The organism is Streptomyces sp. NPDC090108 (assembly GCF_044747185.1).
In the GTDB taxonomy this organism is placed as follows: Bacteria; Actinomycetota; Actinomycetes; order Streptomycetales; family Streptomycetaceae; genus Streptomyces.
Genome location: NZ_JBIVDQ010000001.1, coordinates 467,357 through 486,832, shown reverse-complemented (window position 1 = coordinate 486,832; position 19,476 = coordinate 467,357). Strand labels below are relative to the sequence as shown.

The 19,476-nt window shown below is 72.2% G+C and carries 13 protein-coding genes and 1 pseudogene; 7 read left to right on the top strand and 7 right to left on the bottom strand.

Annotated elements, in window-relative coordinates; genetic code table 11:
• Positions 1-119: 119 nt before the first annotated feature.
• A pseudogene (locus tag ACIPRD_RS02055) lies at positions 120-800 on the top strand (hypothetical protein); the annotation flags it as partial.
• A gap of 979 nt (positions 801-1,779) precedes the next feature.
• Here the strand turns inward: ACIPRD_RS02055 and ACIPRD_RS02050 are convergent.
• The 5 genes from ACIPRD_RS02050 to ACIPRD_RS02030 form a co-directional block, all read right to left on the bottom strand.
• On the bottom strand, positions 1,780-1,959 hold the full coding sequence (locus ACIPRD_RS02050) for a DUF6104 family protein (RefSeq protein WP_330459774.1): 180 nt from the start codon (positions 1,957-1,959) through the stop codon (positions 1,780-1,782).
• Between the two features lie 406 nt (positions 1,960-2,365).
• On the bottom strand, positions 2,366-6,160 hold the full coding sequence (locus ACIPRD_RS02045; RefSeq protein WP_401559144.1) for a multifunctional oxoglutarate decarboxylase/oxoglutarate dehydrogenase thiamine pyrophosphate-binding subunit/dihydrolipoyllysine-residue succinyltransferase subunit: 3,795 nt from the start codon (positions 6,158-6,160) through the stop codon (positions 2,366-2,368).
• 302 nt (positions 6,161-6,462) lie between these two features.
• The gene (locus tag ACIPRD_RS02040) at positions 6,463-7,575 is read right to left on the bottom strand and encodes a HAMP domain-containing sensor histidine kinase (protein ID WP_356405498.1); all 1,113 of its coding nucleotides are present in this window, start codon (positions 7,573-7,575) and stop codon (positions 6,463-6,465) included.
• The gene (locus ACIPRD_RS02035; protein ID WP_356405496.1) at positions 7,572-8,312 is read right to left on the bottom strand and encodes a response regulator transcription factor; all 741 of its coding nucleotides are present in this window, start codon (positions 8,310-8,312) and stop codon (positions 7,572-7,574) included. The genes ACIPRD_RS02040 and ACIPRD_RS02035 overlap by 4 nt, the downstream gene beginning before the upstream one ends.
• Positions 8,313-8,421: 109 nt before the next feature.
• A complete protein-coding gene (locus tag ACIPRD_RS02030) occupies positions 8,422-9,108 on the bottom strand; it encodes a spermidine synthase (RefSeq protein WP_356405494.1) in 687 nt (228 codons plus the stop codon).
• Between the two features lie 310 nt (positions 9,109-9,418).
• Between ACIPRD_RS02030 and lon the strand changes: the two genes are divergently transcribed.
• Complete coding sequence (gene lon, locus ACIPRD_RS02025) at positions 9,419-11,845, top strand: endopeptidase La (protein ID WP_356405492.1); 2,427 nt, start codon at positions 9,419-9,421, stop codon at positions 11,843-11,845.
• Positions 11,846-12,069: 224 nt separating this feature from the next.
• On the opposite strand, the gene ACIPRD_RS02020 is transcribed toward lon, so the two are convergent.
• Complete coding sequence (locus tag ACIPRD_RS02020; protein ID WP_356405490.1) at positions 12,070-12,894, bottom strand: lysozyme; 825 nt, start codon at positions 12,892-12,894, stop codon at positions 12,070-12,072.
• A 220-nt stretch (positions 12,895-13,114) separates the two neighbouring features.
• On the opposite strand from ACIPRD_RS02020, the gene ACIPRD_RS02015 reads away from it, so the two are divergent.
• Positions 13,115-13,612 carry a MarR family transcriptional regulator gene (locus tag ACIPRD_RS02015; protein ID WP_356405488.1) on the top strand — a complete coding sequence of 166 codons (498 nt, stop codon included), beginning with the start codon at positions 13,115-13,117 and terminating at the stop codon, positions 13,610-13,612.
• A gap of 173 nt (positions 13,613-13,785) precedes the next feature.
• Here ACIPRD_RS02015 and ACIPRD_RS02010 read toward each other — a convergent pair whose 3' ends face one another.
• Entirely contained in the window at positions 13,786-14,574 is a 789-nt protein-coding gene (locus ACIPRD_RS02010; protein WP_401559139.1) for a hypothetical protein, read from the bottom strand.
• A 382-nt stretch (positions 14,575-14,956) separates the two neighbouring features.
• Between ACIPRD_RS02010 and ACIPRD_RS02005 the strand changes: the two genes are divergently transcribed.
• From ACIPRD_RS02005 to ACIPRD_RS01990, 4 genes are read left to right on the top strand one after another with little or no spacing between them, the layout of a single operon-like run.
• Positions 14,957-17,926, top strand: coding sequence for a nitrate- and nitrite sensing domain-containing protein (locus ACIPRD_RS02005; RefSeq protein ID WP_401559138.1), 2,970 nt, complete (start codon positions 14,957-14,959; stop codon positions 17,924-17,926).
• Positions 17,923-18,420, top strand: coding sequence for a roadblock/LC7 domain-containing protein (locus ACIPRD_RS02000; RefSeq protein ID WP_356405482.1), 498 nt, complete (start codon positions 17,923-17,925; stop codon positions 18,418-18,420). Before ACIPRD_RS02005 ends, ACIPRD_RS02000 begins: the two co-directional genes overlap by 4 nt.
• Positions 18,417-18,836 (top strand): DUF742 domain-containing protein, encoded by a 420-nt coding sequence (locus ACIPRD_RS01995; RefSeq protein WP_356405480.1) that lies wholly within the window; start codon positions 18,417-18,419, stop codon positions 18,834-18,836. Before ACIPRD_RS02000 ends, ACIPRD_RS01995 begins: the two co-directional genes overlap by 4 nt.
• On the top strand, positions 18,817-19,470 hold the full coding sequence (locus tag ACIPRD_RS01990) for a GTP-binding protein (RefSeq protein ID WP_401559134.1): 654 nt from the start codon (positions 18,817-18,819) through the stop codon (positions 19,468-19,470). Before ACIPRD_RS01995 ends, ACIPRD_RS01990 begins: the two co-directional genes overlap by 20 nt.
• Positions 19,471-19,476: the final 6 nt, after the last annotated feature.

The following is a 19,476-nucleotide window of genomic DNA, read 5'->3' as shown; positions in this document are numbered from 1 at the left end:
TGGTCGCGGAAAGTCAAGACACTCATTTGTGCGAGAGCGGCCGCCCGTCGCGCGGGTGCGGGGGTGCCGTCGTGGCGGCCGGGTGGGCGGTCGGCCCGGTTTCTGCCTAGCGTGAGGTCATGCCGACGGATGCGATGCGCGGTGGTCCGGGGGCGGCGGCGACCGCCGGGCTCCTGCTGCTGTGCGGGGCCGAGCCCGACTCCGTCGCGCCCGTCGCCCCGCTGCTGCGGGAGCGGATGGTGCTCACGGGCGCGGGCCGCGAGTGGAGCGTGCTCGTGCCCGAGGGGAGCCCGTGGTGGTCCTGGCGGCCGGAGGGCTCCGAGGAGGCCGAGACGGTCGCGGGGGCCGGACGGCGTGAGGCGCACAGGAGGGGCGAGGGCCGTGCGGGCCGTGCCGGGGGTGCCGGCGGTGAGCCGGTGGACCGGGTGGCCGCCGGCTGGGCCGTCGCGCTCGCCGTCGGGTCCTCGTGGCCGGTGCTCGCGCTGTGGTGGGCGGCAGGCCGGGCCGGTTACGTCCTCACCGGCGGGTTCCGGCGCCCGGTCAGCTGTGTCTGGGCGGCAGGCGGCACGGCCACCGGTGACGCCGAGGCGATGCGCGTCCTCGTGGCGCGTCTCGGGCTCGACCCCGTGCGTGACGGACAGTCGCTGGAGCAGCTGATCACGTCCGGCTCCGGGGCCGACGCGCTGGCGCGGCTGCGCGGACTGATCGCCGTCCTCACGCGCGCGGGCATCGATCTGCCGCGCGGCCTGACACCGGGCGCGTCCCCCGGGCGGCTGCTCGAAGCGGCCGCGCGTGCGCCGGGCGGGACACGGTGGATCGCGGGCGAGGGCTGGTGGGAGGCGGTGCGGGCCGACTTCGGGCCCGCTGCGGGAGCGGTCACCGGCACCGACGTCCGGCGCGAGGCCGGCGACATCTGGCGCCGAGGGCCGGCGGAGACCGGGCGCAGCGGGGGAGATCCGGCCGACGGGGCCCGTGCGGACGGCCCTGGGAGGGCCGGCGGACCCACGGAGAACGGGCCCGGTGCGGGTGGCGGATCCGAGGCGGGCGGGCCCAAGGCGAACGCGCTCCGGGCAGGTGGCGGACCCAAGGCGGACGGACCCAGCGAGGACGGGCCCAAGGCGGACGGACCCAGCGAGGACGGGCCCAAGGCGGACGGGCCCGGTGCGGGCGGCGCCAAGGCGGACGGGCCCTGGACAGGCGGCGGGTACGAGGCGGGCGGGGCCGGGATGCCGGAGAGTTCCAGGAGTGCTGAGAGGCCCAGAGGTCCTGAAAGCTCCGGGCGCTCCGGGAGCCGTGGCCGGCCGGTGCCGCCCCGGGCGGCCGGGACGAGGACGGGCGGGCCGCGTCGGGCGTACGACGCTGGAGCGCTCGCGCCCTGGGCCCCCGGCTCGGGGGACCCGCGTGCCCGCTGGCTGGGCATGGCCCAGGTGGCGGCCGGGGTGCCGGCCACCACGTGGGGCGTGTGGCGGCACAGCGGGGGATGGGCGGCGGCGGGTGCGCTGCTCCTGGCCCATGGGGCGCTGGGCATGCGGTACGGCACCTCGGGCCCGCGGCCCCCGGCCGTCGTGTACCGCCCGTGGGACTGAAGCGCGCGGCCGTGTCCGTGACAGCCGGTGGGGCTCCCCGCGCCTCCTGACCCGGCCGCCGTCCGGCCCGTACCGAGGGGGCGTGGTCCGAGGCCGGCGCGCCTCGTACCGCTCAGACCGCTCGTACCGTCGGGCCGGAAGCCGGAAGCCGGAAGCCGGGTTCCCGTGGCCGCAGAAGCGTGCGGGCCTGCGGCTACTCGTCGTCCTCGTCGTCCAGGCGGGCCAGCCAGGTGGCCAGGCGTTCCACCGGGACCTCGAAGTCGGGGTTCAGGTCGACGAACGTGCGCAGCTGCTCGGCGAGCCACTCGAAGGTGAACTCCTCCTCAGCGCGCCGCTTCTCCAGTTCTTCGATGCCTCGGTCGGTGAAGTACATGGATGCCGCTCCGTCGGTAGTGCAGGGGTGGGGCCGCTCCGGGGCGGGAGGAACCCTCGTCCCGCTTGGGGGAGAGGATGCCGCGCTGCCGCCGCGGGAGCCGGGCGAGAACAGGAAAATCATAGGCAGCCGCACGGCCCTGCGGGCAGCCGGTGCCCCGAAGGACCCCGAAGCCCCCTGAAGGACCGGTGTCCCCGAAGGACCGGTGCCCCTCAAGGACCAGGTCGCCGGAGTCCGAGGCACCGGAAGGCGCCGTGCCGCCGGAGTCCAGACTGTCCGGGCCGGCCGAGCGGCCCGTACATACGCCGTACGCCGTACGCCGTGCGCCGGACGCCGTACGCCGAAGGGCCCGGCCCCGAGTCCGTGGGACTCGGGGCCGGGCCCCTTCACGTGCGGTGCCGGGGCCTTACGCCTCGAACACCTCACGCACCAGCTGCTCCTGCTCGGCCTGGTGGCGCTTGGCCGAGCCGACCGCCGGGGACGAGCCGTGCGGGCGCGAGATGCGCCGCAGACGCTCGCCGGCCGGGACGTCCGCGCCGACCGCCAGGTCGAGGTGGTCGATCAGGTTGAGCGCGATGAACGGCCAGGCACCCTGGTTCGCCGGCTCCTCCTGCGCCCAGAGGTACTTCTGGACGTTCGGGTACTTCTTGATCTCCGCCTGGAGCTCGGCACCCGGCAGCGGGTACAGGCGCTCGACGCGGATGATCGCCGTCTCCGTGTCGCCGCGCTTCTGACGCTCGGCCTCCAGGTCGTAGTAGACCTTGCCCGCGCAGAAGACGACCTTGCGGACGGCGGCCGGGTCGACCGTGCTGTCACCGATGACCGGACGGAACTCGCCCGAGGTGAACTCCTCCGCCTTCGACGCCGCGGCCTTCAGACGCAGCATCGACTTCGGGGTGAAGACGATCAGCGGCTTGTGGTCCGGGTTGTGGACCTGCCAGCGCAGGAGGTGGAAGTAGTTCGACGGGAGCGTGGGCATCGCGACCGTCATGTTGTTCTGCGCGCACAGCTGCAGGAAGCGCTCCGGGCGGGCCGAGGAGTGGTCCGGGCCCTGGCCCTCGTAGCCGTGCGGCAGGAGCAGGGTGACACCAGAGGTCTGGTTCCACTTCTGCTCGGCGGAGGAGATGAACTCGTCCACGACCGTCTGGGCGCCGTTGACGAAGTCGCCGAACTGCGCCTCCCACATCACGAGCGCGTCGGGACGGGCGAGCGAGTAGCCGTACTCGAAGCCCATGGCCGCGTACTCGGACAGCAGGGAGTTGTAGACGTTCAGCCGCGCCTGCTCCTCCGAGAGGTACTGCAGCGGCGTGTACTCCTCGCCGGTCTCCCGGTCGATCAGCACCGCGTGGCGCTGGCCGAAGGTGCCGCGCTGGGAGTCCTGGCCCGCGAGGCGGACCGGGGTGCCCTCCAGCAGCAGCGAACCGACGGCCAGGGTCTCGCCCATGCCCCAGTCGATCGTGCCGTCCTCGACCATCGACGCCCGGCGCTGCAGCTGCGGCAGCAGACGCGGGTGGACGGTGATGTTGTCGGGGATGTTGACCTGGGACTCGGCGATCCGCTTGACGACCTCCGCGGAGATCGCGGTCGGGACCGCCACCGGGAAGTTGTCGCTCGGCGCCTGGGACTCGCCCTGCGCCGGCTGCGCCGTGGCCTCACGGACCTCGGTGAAGACCTTCTCCAGCTGGCCCTGGTAGTCCTGCAGCGCCTGCTCGGCCTCTTCCAGCGTGATGTCGCCGCGACCGATCAGGGACTCGGTGTAGAGCTTGCGCACCGAGCGCTTCTTGTCGATCAGGTCGTACATCAGCGGCTGGGTGAAGGCCGGGTTGTCGGACTCGTTGTGACCGCGGCGGCGGTAGCAGATGAGGTCGATCACCACGTCCTTGTTGAACGCCTGGCGGAACTCGAAGGCGAGCCGCGCGACGCGGACCACGGCCTCCGGGTCGTCGCCGTTCACGTGGAAGATCGGGGCCTCGATCATGCGGGCCACGTCCGTCGCGTACATGGAGGAACGCGAGGACTCGGGGGCCGCGGTGAAGCCGACCTGGTTGTTGATGACGATGTGGACCGTGCCGCCGGTGCGGTAGCCGCGCAGCTGCGACATGTTCAGGGTCTCGGCCACCACGCCCTGGCCCGCGAAGGCCGCGTCGCCGTGGATCGCCACCGGCAGGACGGTGAAGTCCGTGCCGCCCTTGTTGATGATGTCCTGCTTGGCGCGCGCGACGCCCTCCAGGACCGGGTCCACCGCCTCCAGGTGCGAGGGGTTCGCGACCAGGGAGACCGCGATCTGCTCGCCGTCCAGGCCGGTGAAGGTGCCCTCGGCGCCCAGGTGGTACTTCACGTCGCCGGAGCCGTGCATCGACTTCGGGTCGAGGTTGCCCTCGAACTCGCGGAAGATCTGCGCGTACGACTTGCCGACGATGTTGGCGAGGATGTTCAGGCGGCCGCGGTGGGCCATGCCGATGATGACCTCGTCCAGGCGGGACTCGGCGGCGGAGTCGATGACCGCGTCCAGCAGCGGGATGACGGACTCGCCGCCCTCCAGCGAGAAGCGCTTCTGGCCGACGTACTTCGTCTGCAGGAAGGTCTCGAAGGCCTCCGCCGCGTTCAGGCGGCGCAGGATGCGCAGCTGCTCCTCGCGCTCCGGCTTGGAGTGCGGGCGCTCGACGCGGTCCTGGATCCACTTGCGCTGCTTGGGGTCCTGGATGTGCATGAACTCGATGCCGATGGTGCGGCAGTACGAGTCGCGCAGCACACCGAGGATGTCGCGCAGCTTCATCAGCGACTTGCCGGCGAAACCGCCGACGGCGAACTCGCGCTCCAGGTCCCACAGGGTGAGGCCGTGCTCGGTGATGTCCAGGTCGGGGTGCTTGCGCTGCTGGTACTCCAGCGGGTCGGTGTCGGCCATGACGTGGCCGCGGACCCGGTAGGAGTGGATCAGCTCGAAGACACGGGCGGCCTTGGTGACGTCGTCGTCGTGGCTGGCGTCGATGTCCTTGAGCCAGCGGACCGGCTCGTAGGGGATGCGCAGCGCCTCGAAGATCGAGTCGTAGAAGCCGTTCTCGCCGAGCAGCAGGTTCGCGACCTGGCGCAGGAACTCGCCGGAGGCGGCGCCCTGGATGGTCCGGTGGTCGTAGGTCGACGTGAGCGTCATGACCTTCGAGACACCGAGCTTGTTCAGGGTGTCCTGGCTCGTGCCCTGGAACTCGGCCGGGTAGTCCATGGAGCCGACGCCCATGATGACCGACTGGCCGGGCATCAGGCGCGGGACCGAGTGGACGGTGCCGAGGCCGCCGGGGTTGGTCAGGGAGACCGTGACACCGGTGAAGTCGTCCATCGTGAGCTTGCCCTCGCGGGCGCGGCGGACGATGTCCTCGTAGGCCTGCCAGAACTCGAAGAAGTTCAGCGTCTCGGCCTTCTTGATCGCCGCGACGACGAGCTGGCGGTCGCCGTTGGGCTTGACCAGGTCGATGGCGAGACCGAGGTTGACGTGCTCCGGCCGGACCAGGGTCGGCTTGCCGTCCTTCTCCGCGAAGGACCAGTTCATCGACGGCATGGCCTTGATCGCCTGCACCATCGCGAAGCCGATCAGGTGCGTGAAGGAGATCTTCCCGCCCCGGGCGCGCTTGAGGTGGTTGTTGATGACGATCCGGTTGTCGAACAGCAGCTTCACCGGGACCGCGCGCACCGACGTGGCGGTCGGCAGCTCCAGCGAGGCGTTCATGTTCTTGGCGACCGCGGCGGACGGACCGCGCAGCGTGACCAGTTCGGGGCCCGCGGGGGCCTCGGTGGCCGGAGCGGCCTTCGCCTTGGGCTGGGCGGGCGCGGGCGCCTGCTTGGCCGGGGCGGGGGCGGCCGGGGCGGCCGGGGCGGCGGCGGCCGGAGCCGGCGCCGCGGCGGGCTTCTGGGCCACCGGCGCGGGCGCGGGCTGAGCCGCGGGCGCGGACGGGGCCTGAGGAGCCGTGGTGGTGGTCTCTGCGGCCCCCGCGGCCGCAGTACCCGCCGGAGCCGGCGCGGCAGGCGCGCCCGGCTTGTAGTCGGCGAAGAAGTCCCACCAGGCACGGTCTACCGAATTCGGGTCCTGGAGGTACTGCTGATAGATCTCGTCGACGAGCCACTCGTTGGCACCGAACGCGGCAGCGGGATTCTTCCCGGCTTGGTCGTCGGCAGAGATGCTCGAGTTACTGGGGGACTGTGGCGACACGGCGGCAACCGCCCTCTTCCGCTTCACAAGGTGATGGACAGCGGGAATAAAGGCTACGCCTCCAAGAGCACGTAGGTCAGGTCGGGCCCGTTCATCGTCGCGTAAGTCACATCGGCGGGGGTGTTTCGGCGCTGGATATGGCGGGAAACAAGCGGGGTTCCGCACGTGAGAGCGAGCAGGAGGGTGCGCCGAGGGAGCACCTGCGCGTGATCGTCCGACGCGCGGCGCGGGGCCTTCCCTGATCACACGTGTCCGACTGTGCGAACGCTCGTGGATCTTGGTCTTCCGCTTCGAACTTTACGTCAACTTGGCGTGGAGGAAGGCCCCGGGAGGGTGACGATGATCCGGCATCCGCGGTCGGATTCGGCCACACCGATCCGGCCGCCGTGCAGATCCACCGCCCAGCGGGCGATGGCCAGGCCCAGGCCCGTGCCGCCGTCGCTGCCCGGGCCGTGGGGCCGGGTCACGGAGCCGCGGTTGAACCGCTCGAACACCCGGTGCCACTCCGACCTGGGGATCCCCGGACCCTCGTCCAGGACCTCCAGCTCCAGCGACTCCGGCAGCGCGCCGCGCCGCGCCCTGACCGTCACCCGGCCGTAGGGCGGGCTGTGCTTGACCGCGTTGTCGATCAGGTTGGCGACGACCTGGTGGATGCGCTCGGGGTCCGCGTGCGCGGTCAGCTCCGGCGGGGAGACGTCGAGGTGCAGATGCACGTCCGTGCGGGTGTGGCTGCCCGAGCCCGAGGAGAGCCCGGCGCGCGCGGAGGCGACCATGTTGGCCTCCTTCAGCACACCCGACAGGTACGGCCACACCTCGAACCGGCGCGTCTTCAGCGGGACGACGCCGTTGTCGAGCCGGGACAGGTCCAGCAGCGTCTCCACCAGCCGGCCGAGCCGGTCGGTCTGTTTCAGCGCCGTCCGCATGGTCTCGGGATCGGCCTCGGTGACGCCGTCGACGATGTTCTCCAGCACCGCGCGCAGACCCGCGATGGGGGTGCGCAGTTCGTGCGAGACATTCGCCACGAGTTCCTTGCGCTGGAGGTCCTGCGCCTCCAGCTCGTCGGCCATGACGTTGATCGTCCCGGCCAGGTCGCCCAGCTCGTCGCGCCGGTTGTCGCGCACCCGGCGGGTGTAGTCGCCCTGCGCGATCGAGCGGGCCACCGCGTTCATCTCGTCCAGCGGCGCGGTCAGCGAGTGCGCCACGAACTGCGTTATCAGCAGCGTGGCGATCATCGAGAAGACCGTGATGAAGCGCAGCTCGGTCTTGGTGTGCACCGCGATCATGGACAGACCGGTGGTGATCAGTACCGAGATGACGACCAGTGCGCCGAGCTTGGTATTGATCGAGAACGGGCTCACGCCGCCCCAGGGGTCGTCCCCAGGGCTCCTCCGTGCGGTATCCCGTCCGTCGCTCATGGCGTCGGCGTCTCCAGCGCGTAACCGACGCCGTGCACCGTGCGGATCCGTTCGGCCCCGATCTTCCGGCGCAGCGCCTTGATGTGGCTGTCGACGGTGCGGGTGCCGGAGGCGTCCGCCCAGTCCCACACCTCGGCCAGCAGCTGCTCCCGGGAGAGCACCGCGCGCGGGGTGTTCGCCAGGCACACCAGCAGATCGAACTCGGTGGGCGTGAGGTGCACGTCCTCGGCCTTGACCCGCACCCGGCGCTGCGCGTGGTCGATCTCCAGCTCGCCCAGGCGCAGGATGCCCGAGCGCGGCGTGGTGGCGGCGAGCGCGGCCCGCTCCACCCGGCGCAGCAGGACGTGCACGCGCGCCGCCAGCTCCCGCATCGAGAACGGCTTGGTCATGTAGTCGTCGGCGCCGACCCCGAGCCCGACCAGCATGTCGGTCTCGTCGTCGCGCGCGGTGAGCATCAGCACCGGCACCGGGCGCTGGGCCTGCACGCGGCGGCAGACCTCCAGGCCGTCGAAGCCGGGCAGCATGATGTCGAGGATCATCAGGTCGGGCTGCCAGGCCTCGGCCGTGTCCACGGCGGACGGACCGTCGCCCGCGGTTTGCACGAGAAATCCCTCAGCGCGCAGCCGGGCCGCGATGGCGTCGACGATCGTGGGGTCGTCCTCGACGACCAGAACCCGGCGCTGCGAGCCCTGGGTGGCCGCCGCCGCGCCGTTCTGGGAGGTGTGTGTCTGCTCCATCGCCCGCCCCTGTTGCTTTCCGGAATCCGTGGGGTGATCCCATGACTGCGTTTGACGCTTGAATGATCGGCGTCACGGCAGCACATTACGGGGACTCACCGTGCCGTCGCTATCCAGGCCGGACGGCGAGGTGCACCGCGTCCGGAACGCCCCGGGCAACGGGGACCTCTTCGGTACGCACCTGTCGGAACCCGGCATTCCGCAAGGTTCCTTCAAATTCCGGAGAGGGCTGCGCCGACCAGACGGCCAGCACTCCACCGGGCCTCAACACCCTTGCGCAGGCGGCGAGTCCGGACGGCGAGTAGAGACCGCCGTTGTCCTCGGTGACCGTCCAGCCGGGGCCGTTGTCGATGTCGAGACACAGGGCGTCGAACGTGTCCGATGTCTCATTGACGTAAGCGACGAGATCATCCTCGATGATCTCGGTCCGGGAGTCGGCGAGCGCCGCGGCGGACAGTGCGGACAGCGGCCCGGAGCGGTGCCAGCCGATGACGGCGGGCTCCCGCTCCACCACGGCGATCCGCCCCCAGCGGGGATCGGCCGCCGCGTGCGCGAGGGAGAAGCCCACCCCCAGGCCGCCGATCAGCACCGCCGGCGCCGGACGGCCGTCCAGGGCGTCCCGGGCGGCGTCGACCAGCAGCCGCTCGGAGCGGCCGTCGGAGGTGTCCATCAGGAAGCAGCCGTTCGCGATGATCTGCAGCAGCGTGCCGTGCCTGCGCAGCACCACCTCGCCGTAGGGGCCCTCGCGCCGGTCCAGGACCACGGGTGTGTCTGGGGAGTCGTGCACGGCAGTCATCCGGCCATCCTGCTTCAACTCGGGTGTGCGGTCACTGGAATTACGGAGTGCCCCCGATTTCCGATGCGCACGCTCCGTCCTTGCACTCGTTCGTGGGACGCGCGGGGGCGTGGCCGCGGTCACGCCGGGACGTGGCCGTGGTCCGCCCTCCGTGTCGGCGCGGTCCCCCCACTGCGCCGGCGCGGGCCGCCCCTGGTGCGGGCGGACCTCGCGGCCGCTGATCGCCCAGAGCGAACAGCCTCCGGGGAACATTCCCGGGCTCACGTGCATTGAGTCGGTATTGCTCAAGTTGACTGCCAAAGGGGAGATCATGGCTGATGAGGCCAAGGCGTTCACGCTCGTCCTGCCCGTGCTGCCGCTCGACGACGAGGTCGTCCTGCCCGGCATGGTGGTTCCCCTGGATCTGAGCGACGCCGAAGTACGGGCCGCCGTCGAGGCCGCGCAGTCCGCCGCGCGGGCGGAGTCCGGCAAGCCCAGGGTGCTGCTGGTGCCGCGCATCGACGGGACGTACGCCACCACCGGTGTGCTCGGCACCGTCGAGCAGGTCGGCCGGCTGGCCGACGGCGACCCCGGTGCCCTGATCCGCGGCCGGGCCCGGGTGCGGATCGGCGCCGGTACGACCGGACCGGGCGCCGCCCTGTGGGTCGAGGGGGCCCGGGTCGAGGAGACCGTGCCCGAGCCGCTGCCCGGCCAGGTCACCGAGCTGGTCAAGGAGTACAAGGCGCTCGCCACCACCTGGCTGAAGAAGCGCGGGGCCTGGCAGGTCGTGGACCGCGTCCAGGCCATCGAGGACGTCTCCGCGCTCGCCGACAACTCCGGCTACTCGCCCTTCCTCACCGTCGAGCAGAAGACCGAGCTGCTGGAGACCGCCGACCCCGTCGCCCGCCTCCGGCTCGCCACGCAGACGCTGCGCGACCACCTCGCCGAGCAGGACGTCGCCGAGACCATCGCCAAGGACGTCCAGGAGGGCGTCGACCGCCAGCAGCGCGAGTTCCTGCTGCGCCGCCAGCTCGAAGCCGTCCGCAAGGAGCTGCGCGAGCTGAACGGGGACGGCAAGGACGCCGCCGAGGAGTCCGACGACTACCGCGCCCGTGTCGAGGCCGCCGACCTGCCGGAGCACGTCCGCGAGGCCGCCCTGAAGGAGGTCGACAAGCTGGAGCGGTCCAGCGACCAGTCGCCCGAGGGCTCCTGGATCCGGACCTGGCTGGACACGGTCCTGGAGATGCCGTGGAACGAGCGGACCGAGGACGCCTACGACATCCAGGGCGCCAGGACGGTCCTGGACGCCGAGCACGCGGGCCTGGAGGACGTGAAGGAGCGCATCACCGAGTACCTGGCCGTGCGCAAGCGGCGCGGTGAGCGCGGCCTCGGCGTCGTCGGCGGCCGGCGCGGCGGCGCGGTGCTCGCGCTGGTCGGGCCGCCCGGCGTGGGCAAGACCAGCCTCGGCGAGTCCGTCGCGCACGCGATGGGGCGCGAGTTCGTCCGCGTCGCCCTCGGCGGCGTCCGCGACGAGGCCGAGATCCGCGGCCACCGCCGTACGTACGTCGGCGCGCTGCCCGGGCGGATCGTGCGGGCGGTCAAGGAGGCCGGGTCCATGAACCCGGTCGTCCTGCTCGACGAGATCGACAAGGTCGGCTCGGACTTCCGCGGCGATCCGGCCGCGGCGCTCCTGGAGGTGCTGGACCCCGCGCAGAACCACACCTTCCGTGACCACTACCTGGAGGTCGAGCTCGACCTGTCCGACGTGGTCTTCCTCGCCACCGCCAACGTCCTGGAGGCCATCCCGGAGGCGCTCGCGGACCGCATGGAGATCGTCCGCCTGGACGGCTACACCGAGGACGAGAAGGTCGTCATCGCCCGCGACCACCTGCTCCCGCGCCAGCTGGAGCGGGCCGGCCTCGGCGCGGACGAGGTCACGGTCGAGGAGGGCGCGCTGCGCAGGCTCGCCGGGGAGTACACCCGGGAGGCGGGCGTGCGCACGCTGGAGCGGTCCGTCGCCCGGCTGCTGCGCAAGATCGCGGCCCAGCACGAACTGGGGGAGCGCGAGCTGCCGTTCACCGTCCGGGACGAGGACCTGCGCGCTCTGATCGGGCGCCCGCACCACGTGCCCGAGTCCGCCCAGGACCCGGCCGAGCGCCGTACGGCCGTCCCCGGGGTGGCCACCGGCCTCGCGGTCACGGGCGCCGGCGGAGACGTCCTCTATGTGGAGGCCTCCCTCGCCGACCCGGAGACGGGCGCGGCGGGCCTGACCCTGACCGGCCAGCTCGGCGACGTGATGAAGGAGTCGGCGCAGATCGCGCTGAGCTTCCTGCGCAGCCACGGCGCCGAACTGGAGCTTCCGGTGGGCGACCTGAAGGACCGGGGCGTGCACATCCACTTCCCGGCGGGCGCGGTCCCCAAGGACGGTCCGAGCGCGGGCGTCACCATGACGACGGCGCTCGCGTCCCTTCTCTCCGGCCGCCTGGTCCGCACGGACGTGGCGATGACCGGCGAGGTCTCGCTGACCGGGCGGGTGCTGCCCATCGGCGGCGTGAAGCAGAAGCTGCTCGCCGCGCACCGCGCCGGGGTGACCACCGTGATCATCCCCAAGCGCAACGAGCCCGACCTGGACGACGTCCCGGCCGAGGTGCTGGACACGCTCGACGTCCATGCCGTGACGGACGTGCGCCAGGTGCTGGAACTGGCGCTGGCGCCCGCCGGGCACGGCGTGACGCCGGAGGTCCCGGTCGCGGCGTGACGACCCCGCGCCGGCGCCGGTCACGGTGACCGGCGCCGGCGGCGACGAGGCCCGGTGCTCCCTCGGGAGCACCGGGCCTCCGCCGTCCCCGGCCGCACGGCCGGGGCAACTCCCGGCCGGGAGCCCGGGTCAGCCGAGGGCCAGGGCCTGGACCCGGTCCAGCGCTCCGTTGCTGTGCTTGTCCGGGGGCGACCCCCGTACCCCCGGCCGGGAGGGTGCCGGGGTCAGCCGAGGGCCAGGGCCTGGACCCGGTCCAGCGCTCCGTTGAACTTGTCGTGGTCGCCCACGGTCGGGCCGCTGGAGGTGTACTGCCACATCGTGTAGTACGGCCACCCCGCCGGCAGCGTTCCGGGGTCCGCGGCGTACCGGGCGATCCACAGCGGGTTGTTCGCGGCGAAGCCGGCGTAGTTGCCGGTGCACTGGGTCCACCAGCTGGTGGCCGTGTAGATCACCGCGTCGCGGCCGGTGCGGGCCTTGTACGTGTTCAGGAAGTCGGCGATCCAGCCGACCATCGCGCTCTGCGAGAGGCCGTAGCAGGCGGCGCCGTACGGGTCCCACTCGATGTCGAGGGTACCGGGCAGCGTCCGGCCGTCGCGGGACCAGCCGCCGCCGTGGTCGACGAAGTAGTTCGCCTGGGTCGCGCCGCTCGTGGTGTCCGGGGTCGCGAAGTGGTAGGCGCCGCGGATCATGCCGACGTTGTACGAGCCGTTGTACTGCTGCGCGAAGGAGGGGTTCGTGTAGTACGTGCCCTCCGTCGCCTTCGTGTAGGCCCAGCGCACCCCGCTGTTCCACAGCGTGGTCCAGTCGACGCTGCCCTGGTGGCCGGAGACGTCGACGCCCTCGGTCTGGGTGGCGGCGGTCATGCCCGGGGCGGCGCCGCGGCCGTCGTGCGCGGCCACCCCCATGCCCATGAAGGCGGAGCCGCGCGCGGGCGTGGTCGCGGCCTGGGCGGGAGCGAGGGACAGGGCGAAGGAGAGCGCCGCGAGCAGGGCCGTGACGAGGGCGGCGAGAGCGCGCGGGCGGAAGGAACCGGGTCTGTGCACGGGCATGGCGTGCCTCCGGGTGAAGAGGTGGGGGGAACAGGCGCTGACCTGCCTACTGGCGTGGGCATGTCACCACCTGTTCCCGAAGCTACGCACGTAGATGAGCCCAGGGAAGAGGGTCCGGATGCCGCCGTTGGTCTACGCCTGCGAAATACTGACGGAGCTGGGGCGATGACGGGGTTTGACGGAAACTTTCAGGACCGCGAAACCGGGCAGGGGTGCTGACGTGCACGAGGACGGAAACGGCGAGGCGGGACGCGTCGCCGGCGAGATGACGCCGAGCGGCGCGGACCAGGAGTTCCTGGCGCTGGAGCGGGAGTTGACCGTGCTCCTGCGGCGCGCCCGGGCCAGTCAGGGCGAGATGGCCCGCGAGGTGCACCCCGATCTGGAGTCCGCCGCGTACGGCCTGCTCATCCGTCTCGACGAACTCGGCGGCCAGCGCGCCACCGCGCTCGCCGCCTACATCGGCGTCGGCAAGGCGACCATGTCCCGCCAGCTGAGGGCCCTGGAGGAGCTGGGTCTCGTCGCCCGCGCGCCCGATCCGGCCGACGGCCGCGCCTGGCTCGTCACCCTCACCGACGAGGGCCGCCGCCGGGTGGGCAAGGTCCGTGAGGCGCGCCGGGCCCGTTACGTCTCCCAGCTCGCCCACTGGGACCGCCGCGAGGTGGCGGAACTGGCACGCCTGCTGCACGAGTTGAACGGCGGCACGGACAGACACGGCTGAGCGGCGCGGACAGACACAGCTGAGCGGCTCGGACCGCCACGGCTGAGCGGCATGGACCGGCACGGCCGAGCGGCACGGAGGGACATCGGCGGGCGGACCAGAAGGACACCGCCGGGTGGGCCGTAGGGACACCGCCGAGTGGGCCGGAGGGACACCGCGGGGCGGACCGGAGTTCACAGCTCCACGTACACGACCGTCGCGTCGTCGTGCGTCTTGCCGCGTCCCAGGAACGCCCGTTCGCCGGCGTCCGCCGCCTCCAGTTCCCGTACCCGGTCGACCAGCGAGCGGGCGCCCTCCTTCGCGACGATGTCGAACAGGGCCGTCCAGTCGCCCTCCTGGAACTTCTCCGTCCAGCGGGTGGCGCCGTCCGTCAGCGCGGCCAGGGCGCGGACCTCGTGGCGGGGCACCGTGCCGGTGACGGCGTGTTCCGCCACCGAGGGGTCGGCGGCCGCCGTGAAGAAGCCGCCCTCCTTGTTGCGCAGGGTGGCGTCGACCAGGGCGTCGGTGGCGAGGGCGGACCGGGGCAGCCGGGCGAGGCGGTCGTCGAGCACCGGGGTGACCGTGCCGGAGGGTGAGCGCAGGAGCAGCGCGGAGTCCGACAGGACCAGGTACTCCAGGGTGTCGGCCGACCAGCGGGCCAGGACGGCGGTTGCCTGCGGTGTGCGAGGGTGAGAAAGGTCACACGTGTCCACATGGGCCCGGGATGTTTGGCCGATCGCCCGGGTGAGCACCTCGGGCAGCGTCAGATCTCCGCGCGAAACGGTCAGTTCGGTCAGCGCCCCGCCCAGACGGGCGGTGAACCACGGCACGGAGTGCACGCAGCCCGTGCCGTCGCGCGGCGGCGTCACTCCGTCCAGCAAGATCGCGCAACCTCCCTGCCCGGAGGCGGGAAGTCCGACACTGGCGAAGTCCTCGTTGGGGCGGGAAGGGTCGCCGGGTTCCGTGACGAGTTCGGTGCGCATCCGGCCAGTCTGCACGAGCCCTTCACAGGGTCCCCCAAAGAGCGCCGGATCGCGCGTAATTGGCATGACCGCGCAGGTCAGCCGCCTGGTTTGGGGGTAATTGGGGTACTCCGGGAAGGCGTGGCGGCGAATACTGCCAAAGCCTGCCGCGCGCGTCCAACCGGCCCGCCGTGCGGGGCCGTCGCACCGGCCCGCGGAACTTGCCCGTCAACTCCCCTCCGATGTTCACTCCTTCGGGTGGCCGGTCAGGTGATGCACGACCCCTGCCCACCGGCGCTGGGAGGGTCGGGAACCGTACGAACCGGGTGTTCGCACCACTTACACCGAGACGACGGGTCACCGCCCGGGACCTTGCTGGACGAGTTCAGGATTGCGAGCACCGGTGCAGAAGAAGCGGCCGCGGCGCACAGGCAGGCAGACGGCCCCCGAGGGGATCGCCGAGCAGACTCCCGTCGGCACCGGCCGCCCCACTCATGTGCGTACCCGTCTGATCATCGCCGTGGCGGCGGTAGCCGCCGCCATCGCGGGAGCCGGCGCGCCCGCGCTCCTCACCGCCTCCGGCGACGTCAGTGACTCCCAGGAACTGGTGACGCTGGCGGGACGCACCGAGGACGCGCTCGCGCTCGCCCACTCGCTGGCCGACGAACGCGACGAGGTCACCGCCTACATCGCCGCCGGACGCCCCAAGTCGCAGGCGCCGTCGGAGCAGCGCAGCGCGCGGGTGGACCGCCAGATAGAGGACATCCGCGCCGACACCGCCACCCCGGGCGCGCTGCTGACCGATCTCGACGGCATCGCGACCACCCGGCGCGCCGCCCTCACCGGCAAGACGGACGCGCTGCGCACCCATCAGGCGTACTCGGCGACCATCACCGAACTGCACCGGCTCGCCGAGCAGCTGGCGGAGCGGATGCCCGCGCGGGCCGGCTCCGGCGCCCACGCGCTCGCCGAACTGGACACCGCCGTCCAGCAGTCCGCCGCCGCCCGCGGCCTGCTGCTGGCCGCGCTGGACATCCCGTCCTCGACCCGGACGGTGATCGACCCGGCCACCGGGCTGCCCACCACGACCAGCAGCTCGTCCACCGCGGACACCGCCAGGCGGGACGCGCTCACCGCGGCCGCCCAGCAGGCCAGGCTGCGCGCCGACGCGGCCCTCGCCGACTTCCACGCCACCGCGCCCAAGGCGTTCGCCGACTCCTACGACTCCACGGTCACCGGGCCCGAGGTCAACTCCGCCGAGAAGTACCTCTCCCTGCTCACCGCCCAGCCCACGCTCACCGGTACCGCGCTGAGCACCAGTACCAGGAAGCTGGACGCGGCCCTGTCCGCCCGGGTCGACCTGATGCGGGGCGCCGAGTCGGCCCTCTACGACCACCGCACCAAGGACCTCGCGAAGCTCCGGGACGAGGACGTCACCGCCCTGGAGATCCGGGTCGCCGTCCTCGGCGCCCTGATGCTGGTCGCCGTCGGCATCGCCACCGCCATGGCCCGCACCCTGACCCGCCCCCTGTCGGTGCTGCGCCGCGGCTCGGCCCGCCTGGCCGCCGCGGCCGACCCGGCGGCCGAGGAGCCGATCGCCTTCACCGGCCGCAACGACGAGTTCGCCCAGGTCGTCCGCTCGGTCAACGCCCTGCACGCGCACGCCGTCGGTCTGCACGCCACGCTGGGCGAGCGGGCCGGCGCGCTGAACGAGCGCGTCGCCACCCTGGAGGCCGACCGCAAGCACCTGGTCGGGCAGCGGCAGAAGATGGCCGACGCCCGCGAGCAGCTGCGCGCCGAACTCGCCGACTCCGCCGCACAGCTGGAGCGGCTGCGCACCAGCATCGGCGGCACCTTCGTCAACCTCGCGCTGCGCACCCTCGGCCTGGTCGAGCGCCAGCTGTCGGTCATCGAGGGCCTGGAGGAGCGCGAGCAGGACCCCGAGCGCCTCGCCACCCTCTTCAAGCTGGACCACTTCGCCACCGTCATGCGCCGGCACAGCGAGAACCTCCTCGTGCTGTCCGGCACCGAGCACATCCAGCAGCACCACGGTCCGGTCCCGCTGGTCGACGTGGTCCGCGCGGCGGTCAGCGAGATCGAGCGCTACGAGCGGGTCCGGATCGCCACGCTGCCCCCGCACGCGCACATCGCGGGCTTCGCCGCCGACGACCTCTCCCACCTCCTCGCCGAGCTCATGGAGAACGCCAGCTCGTTCTCCCCGCCGGAGCGGCCCGTCGAGGTCTCCGGCTGGCTGCTGGAGTCCGGCGAGATCATGCTCTCGGTCCAGGACGAGGGCATCGGCATGACGAACGGCCGCATGGAGCGCCTCAACGCCCGCCTCGCGGAGTTCGACCCCGAGTCGCCGTACGACCAGGAGGGCGAGGACGGCCTCGGCCTCGGTCTGTACGTCGTGGCTCGCCTCGCCCACCGGCACGGTGCCCGGGTGCAGCTGCGCGAGCAGAAGCAGGGCGGGGTGGCGGCCGTGACCGTGCTGCCCCGCAGCCTCCTCGCCGAGGCGCCCGCCACGCCCGCCCCGGCCGGCCGGGGCGGCGTCGCCCAGACCATCGCCCTGCCCGGAGCCGACGCCGAGGCCAACTCCAACGTCCTGCTCGCCCGCAACAAGGACACCGACCTCCTGGTGGCCCTGGCGGAGCGGTCGGTCCACGACGCGGAGACCAGCGAGAACGCGGCGACCACCGGGGACACGGAGACCAGCGAGAACACGGAGCGCGCGGCGGACACCGCCGGCGCCACCGCACCCTCCGAGAGCGCCGCGGGCGCCGGGAGTTCCGCGCACCACGAAGCCCCCGAGGCGGAGGCCCCCGAGACCCACACCAGGGCGGAGACGACCGGCCCGGCCACCGGGCAGGCGCCGAGCCGCCCGAAGGAACCGGCCGAGACCTTCGCCGAGACCACGATGGAGCTGCTGCTCCCGGACCCCGCGACCGCCCCGGAGGCCTCCCGGCCGACGGCCGGCGAGAGCACCGGGACCGCCGGCTCCGACCCCATGAACCAGCAGGCCGCGGGAGAACACCCCCGCTCCCCCCAGCCCGTGGCCGCACACGGCGAGACAGCCCCGCAGGGGCCGTCCGCACCCGACGACGACAACCGCGCGCGTTCCGCGGACGGCCACGAGAGCGCCGAGGGCGAAGCCGAGGCGCTCACCAGCAAGGGCCTTCCCAAGCGCACCCCCAAGATCACCAGCCCCACCGAGGCGCCGCGCCAGCGGACCCGCTCCGTCGACGCCGAAGCCCTGCGCCGCAGGCTCGGCGGCTTCAGCCGGGGAGCTCACGCCGGCTACCGCGACGTAGAGGCGGAGATCGCCGCCACCGAACCAGCCACGGGGGGCACAGCCGAGGAGGCAAGCAGTTGACCGCGCCCAGTACCTATGGCCTGAGCAGCGCAGCCCGCAACCTGCAATGGCTGCTCACCAACCTGGTCGAGGAAGTACCCGGCATCCAGTCCGTCGCAGTCGTCTCCTCCGACGGCCTGCTGCTCCTGTCCTCCGACCCCAGCCACACGGAGGAATCACGCCAGGCGCGCCCCACCAAGGGCCCCCGCGGATCCTCCGCCGACCTGGCCACCATCGTCTCCGGCATCGGCAGCCTCACCCTCGGGGCCACCAAGCTCATGGAGTACGGCGGGATCAAGCACACGATGGTCGCCATGGAGGAGGGGAGCCTGTTCGTGATGTCGATCAGTGACGGCTCCCTGCTCGGCGTCCACGGCTCCGCCGAGTGCGACATGAGCGTCGTGGCCTACCACATGGCCCTCTTCGTGGGCCGTGCCGGACACGTCCTCACCCCCGAACTCCGCAGCGAGCTGCGCAAATCACTGGAATCCGAGTCGACGGGGAGCGGCCGATGAGCGGCACAGCCGGCAGGAACCAGCTCCCCGTACGCGGCGGTGAACGCAAGAAACCCGCCCGCGTCCGCCCCTATTCGCTCACCGGCGGCCGTACCCGCTTCGGCCACGTCCTGCTGGTCGAGACGTTCGTCGCGGCCATCGAGGCCCCCGAGGAGCGCAAGGAGCTGACGAGCAATCCGGTGGCCCCCCGGGTCATGCCGGAGATGCTCGCCATCGTCGAACTCTGCCGCCGTATGCGCACGGTGGCAGAGATCGCCGCGCTGCTGCAGATGCCGCTCGGCGTGGTCCGCGTGCTCCTGAGCGATCTCGCGGACCAGGGAAAGATCCGTGTGCACGGAACCGGGACCGGTCACGGCACCGGCCGGCCGAACCGAGCGCTGCTGGAAAGGGTGCTGAGTGGACTCCGCCGTCTCTGACGTCTCCGCCGCGGGGGCCGTCCCCCTCGTCGGTGGCTTCACCGAGCCCGACGAGGATCTGAAGGCCTGGCAGCAGGACGGCAGTCAGGCCCCCGTCGCCACGAAGATCGTGGTGGCGGGCGGCTTCGGCGTGGGCAAGACCACGCTGGTCACGTCCGTCTCGGAGATCACGCCTCTGCAGACCGAGGCGCTGATGACCCAGGCGAGCGAGGAGACCGACGACCTCACCGCCACGCCGGAGAAGCTGACCACCACGGTCGCCATGGACTTCGGCCGCCTCACGCTCGACGACGACCTGGTGCTCTACCTGTTCGGCACGCCGGGCCAGCAGCGGTTCTGGTTCATGTGGGACGACCTGGTGCGCGGCGCGATCGGCGCCGTCGTGCTGGCCGACACCCGCCGGCTGAAGGACTGCTTCCCGGCGCTCGACTACTTCGAGAGCTGCGGGCTGCCGTACATCGTCGCGGTCAACCACTTCGACCGGACCGAGCGGTTCGACCCGGACGACGTCCGGGAGGCCCTGACCATCCCCCCGCACGTCCCTGTCATGATCATGGACGCGCGACGCCGGATCTCGGTGATCGAGACCCTGCTGGTCCTGGTGGGCCACGCGCTGGACGAAACCCCCGAGTAGTCCCGG

What these genes read in the sequence shown, in the direction of transcription:
- ACIPRD_RS02010 (WP_401559139.1), bottom strand. Translation starts at nt 14,574, where the DNA reads ATGCGCACCGAACTCGTCACGGAACCCGGCGACCCTTCCCGCCCCAAC.
- ACIPRD_RS02050 (WP_330459774.1), bottom strand. Translation starts at nt 1,959, where the DNA reads ATGTACTTCACCGACCGAGGCATCGAAGAACTGGAGAAGCGGCGCGCT.
- ACIPRD_RS02040 (WP_356405498.1), bottom strand. Translation starts at nt 7,575, where the DNA reads ATGAGCGACGGACGGGATACCGCACGGAGGAGCCCTGGGGACGACCCC.
- ACIPRD_RS02020 (WP_356405490.1), bottom strand. Translation starts at nt 12,894, where the DNA reads ATGCCCGTGCACAGACCCGGTTCCTTCCGCCCGCGCGCTCTCGCCGCC.
- lon (WP_356405492.1), top strand. Translation starts at nt 9,419, where the DNA reads ATGGCTGATGAGGCCAAGGCGTTCACGCTCGTCCTGCCCGTGCTGCCG.
- ACIPRD_RS02030 (WP_356405494.1), bottom strand. Translation starts at nt 9,108, where the DNA reads ATGACTGCCGTGCACGACTCCCCAGACACACCCGTGGTCCTGGACCGG.
- ACIPRD_RS02035 (WP_356405496.1), bottom strand. Translation starts at nt 8,312, where the DNA reads ATGGAGCAGACACACACCTCCCAGAACGGCGCGGCGGCGGCCACCCAG.
- ACIPRD_RS01995 (WP_356405480.1), top strand. Translation starts at nt 18,417, where the DNA reads ATGAGCGGCACAGCCGGCAGGAACCAGCTCCCCGTACGCGGCGGTGAA.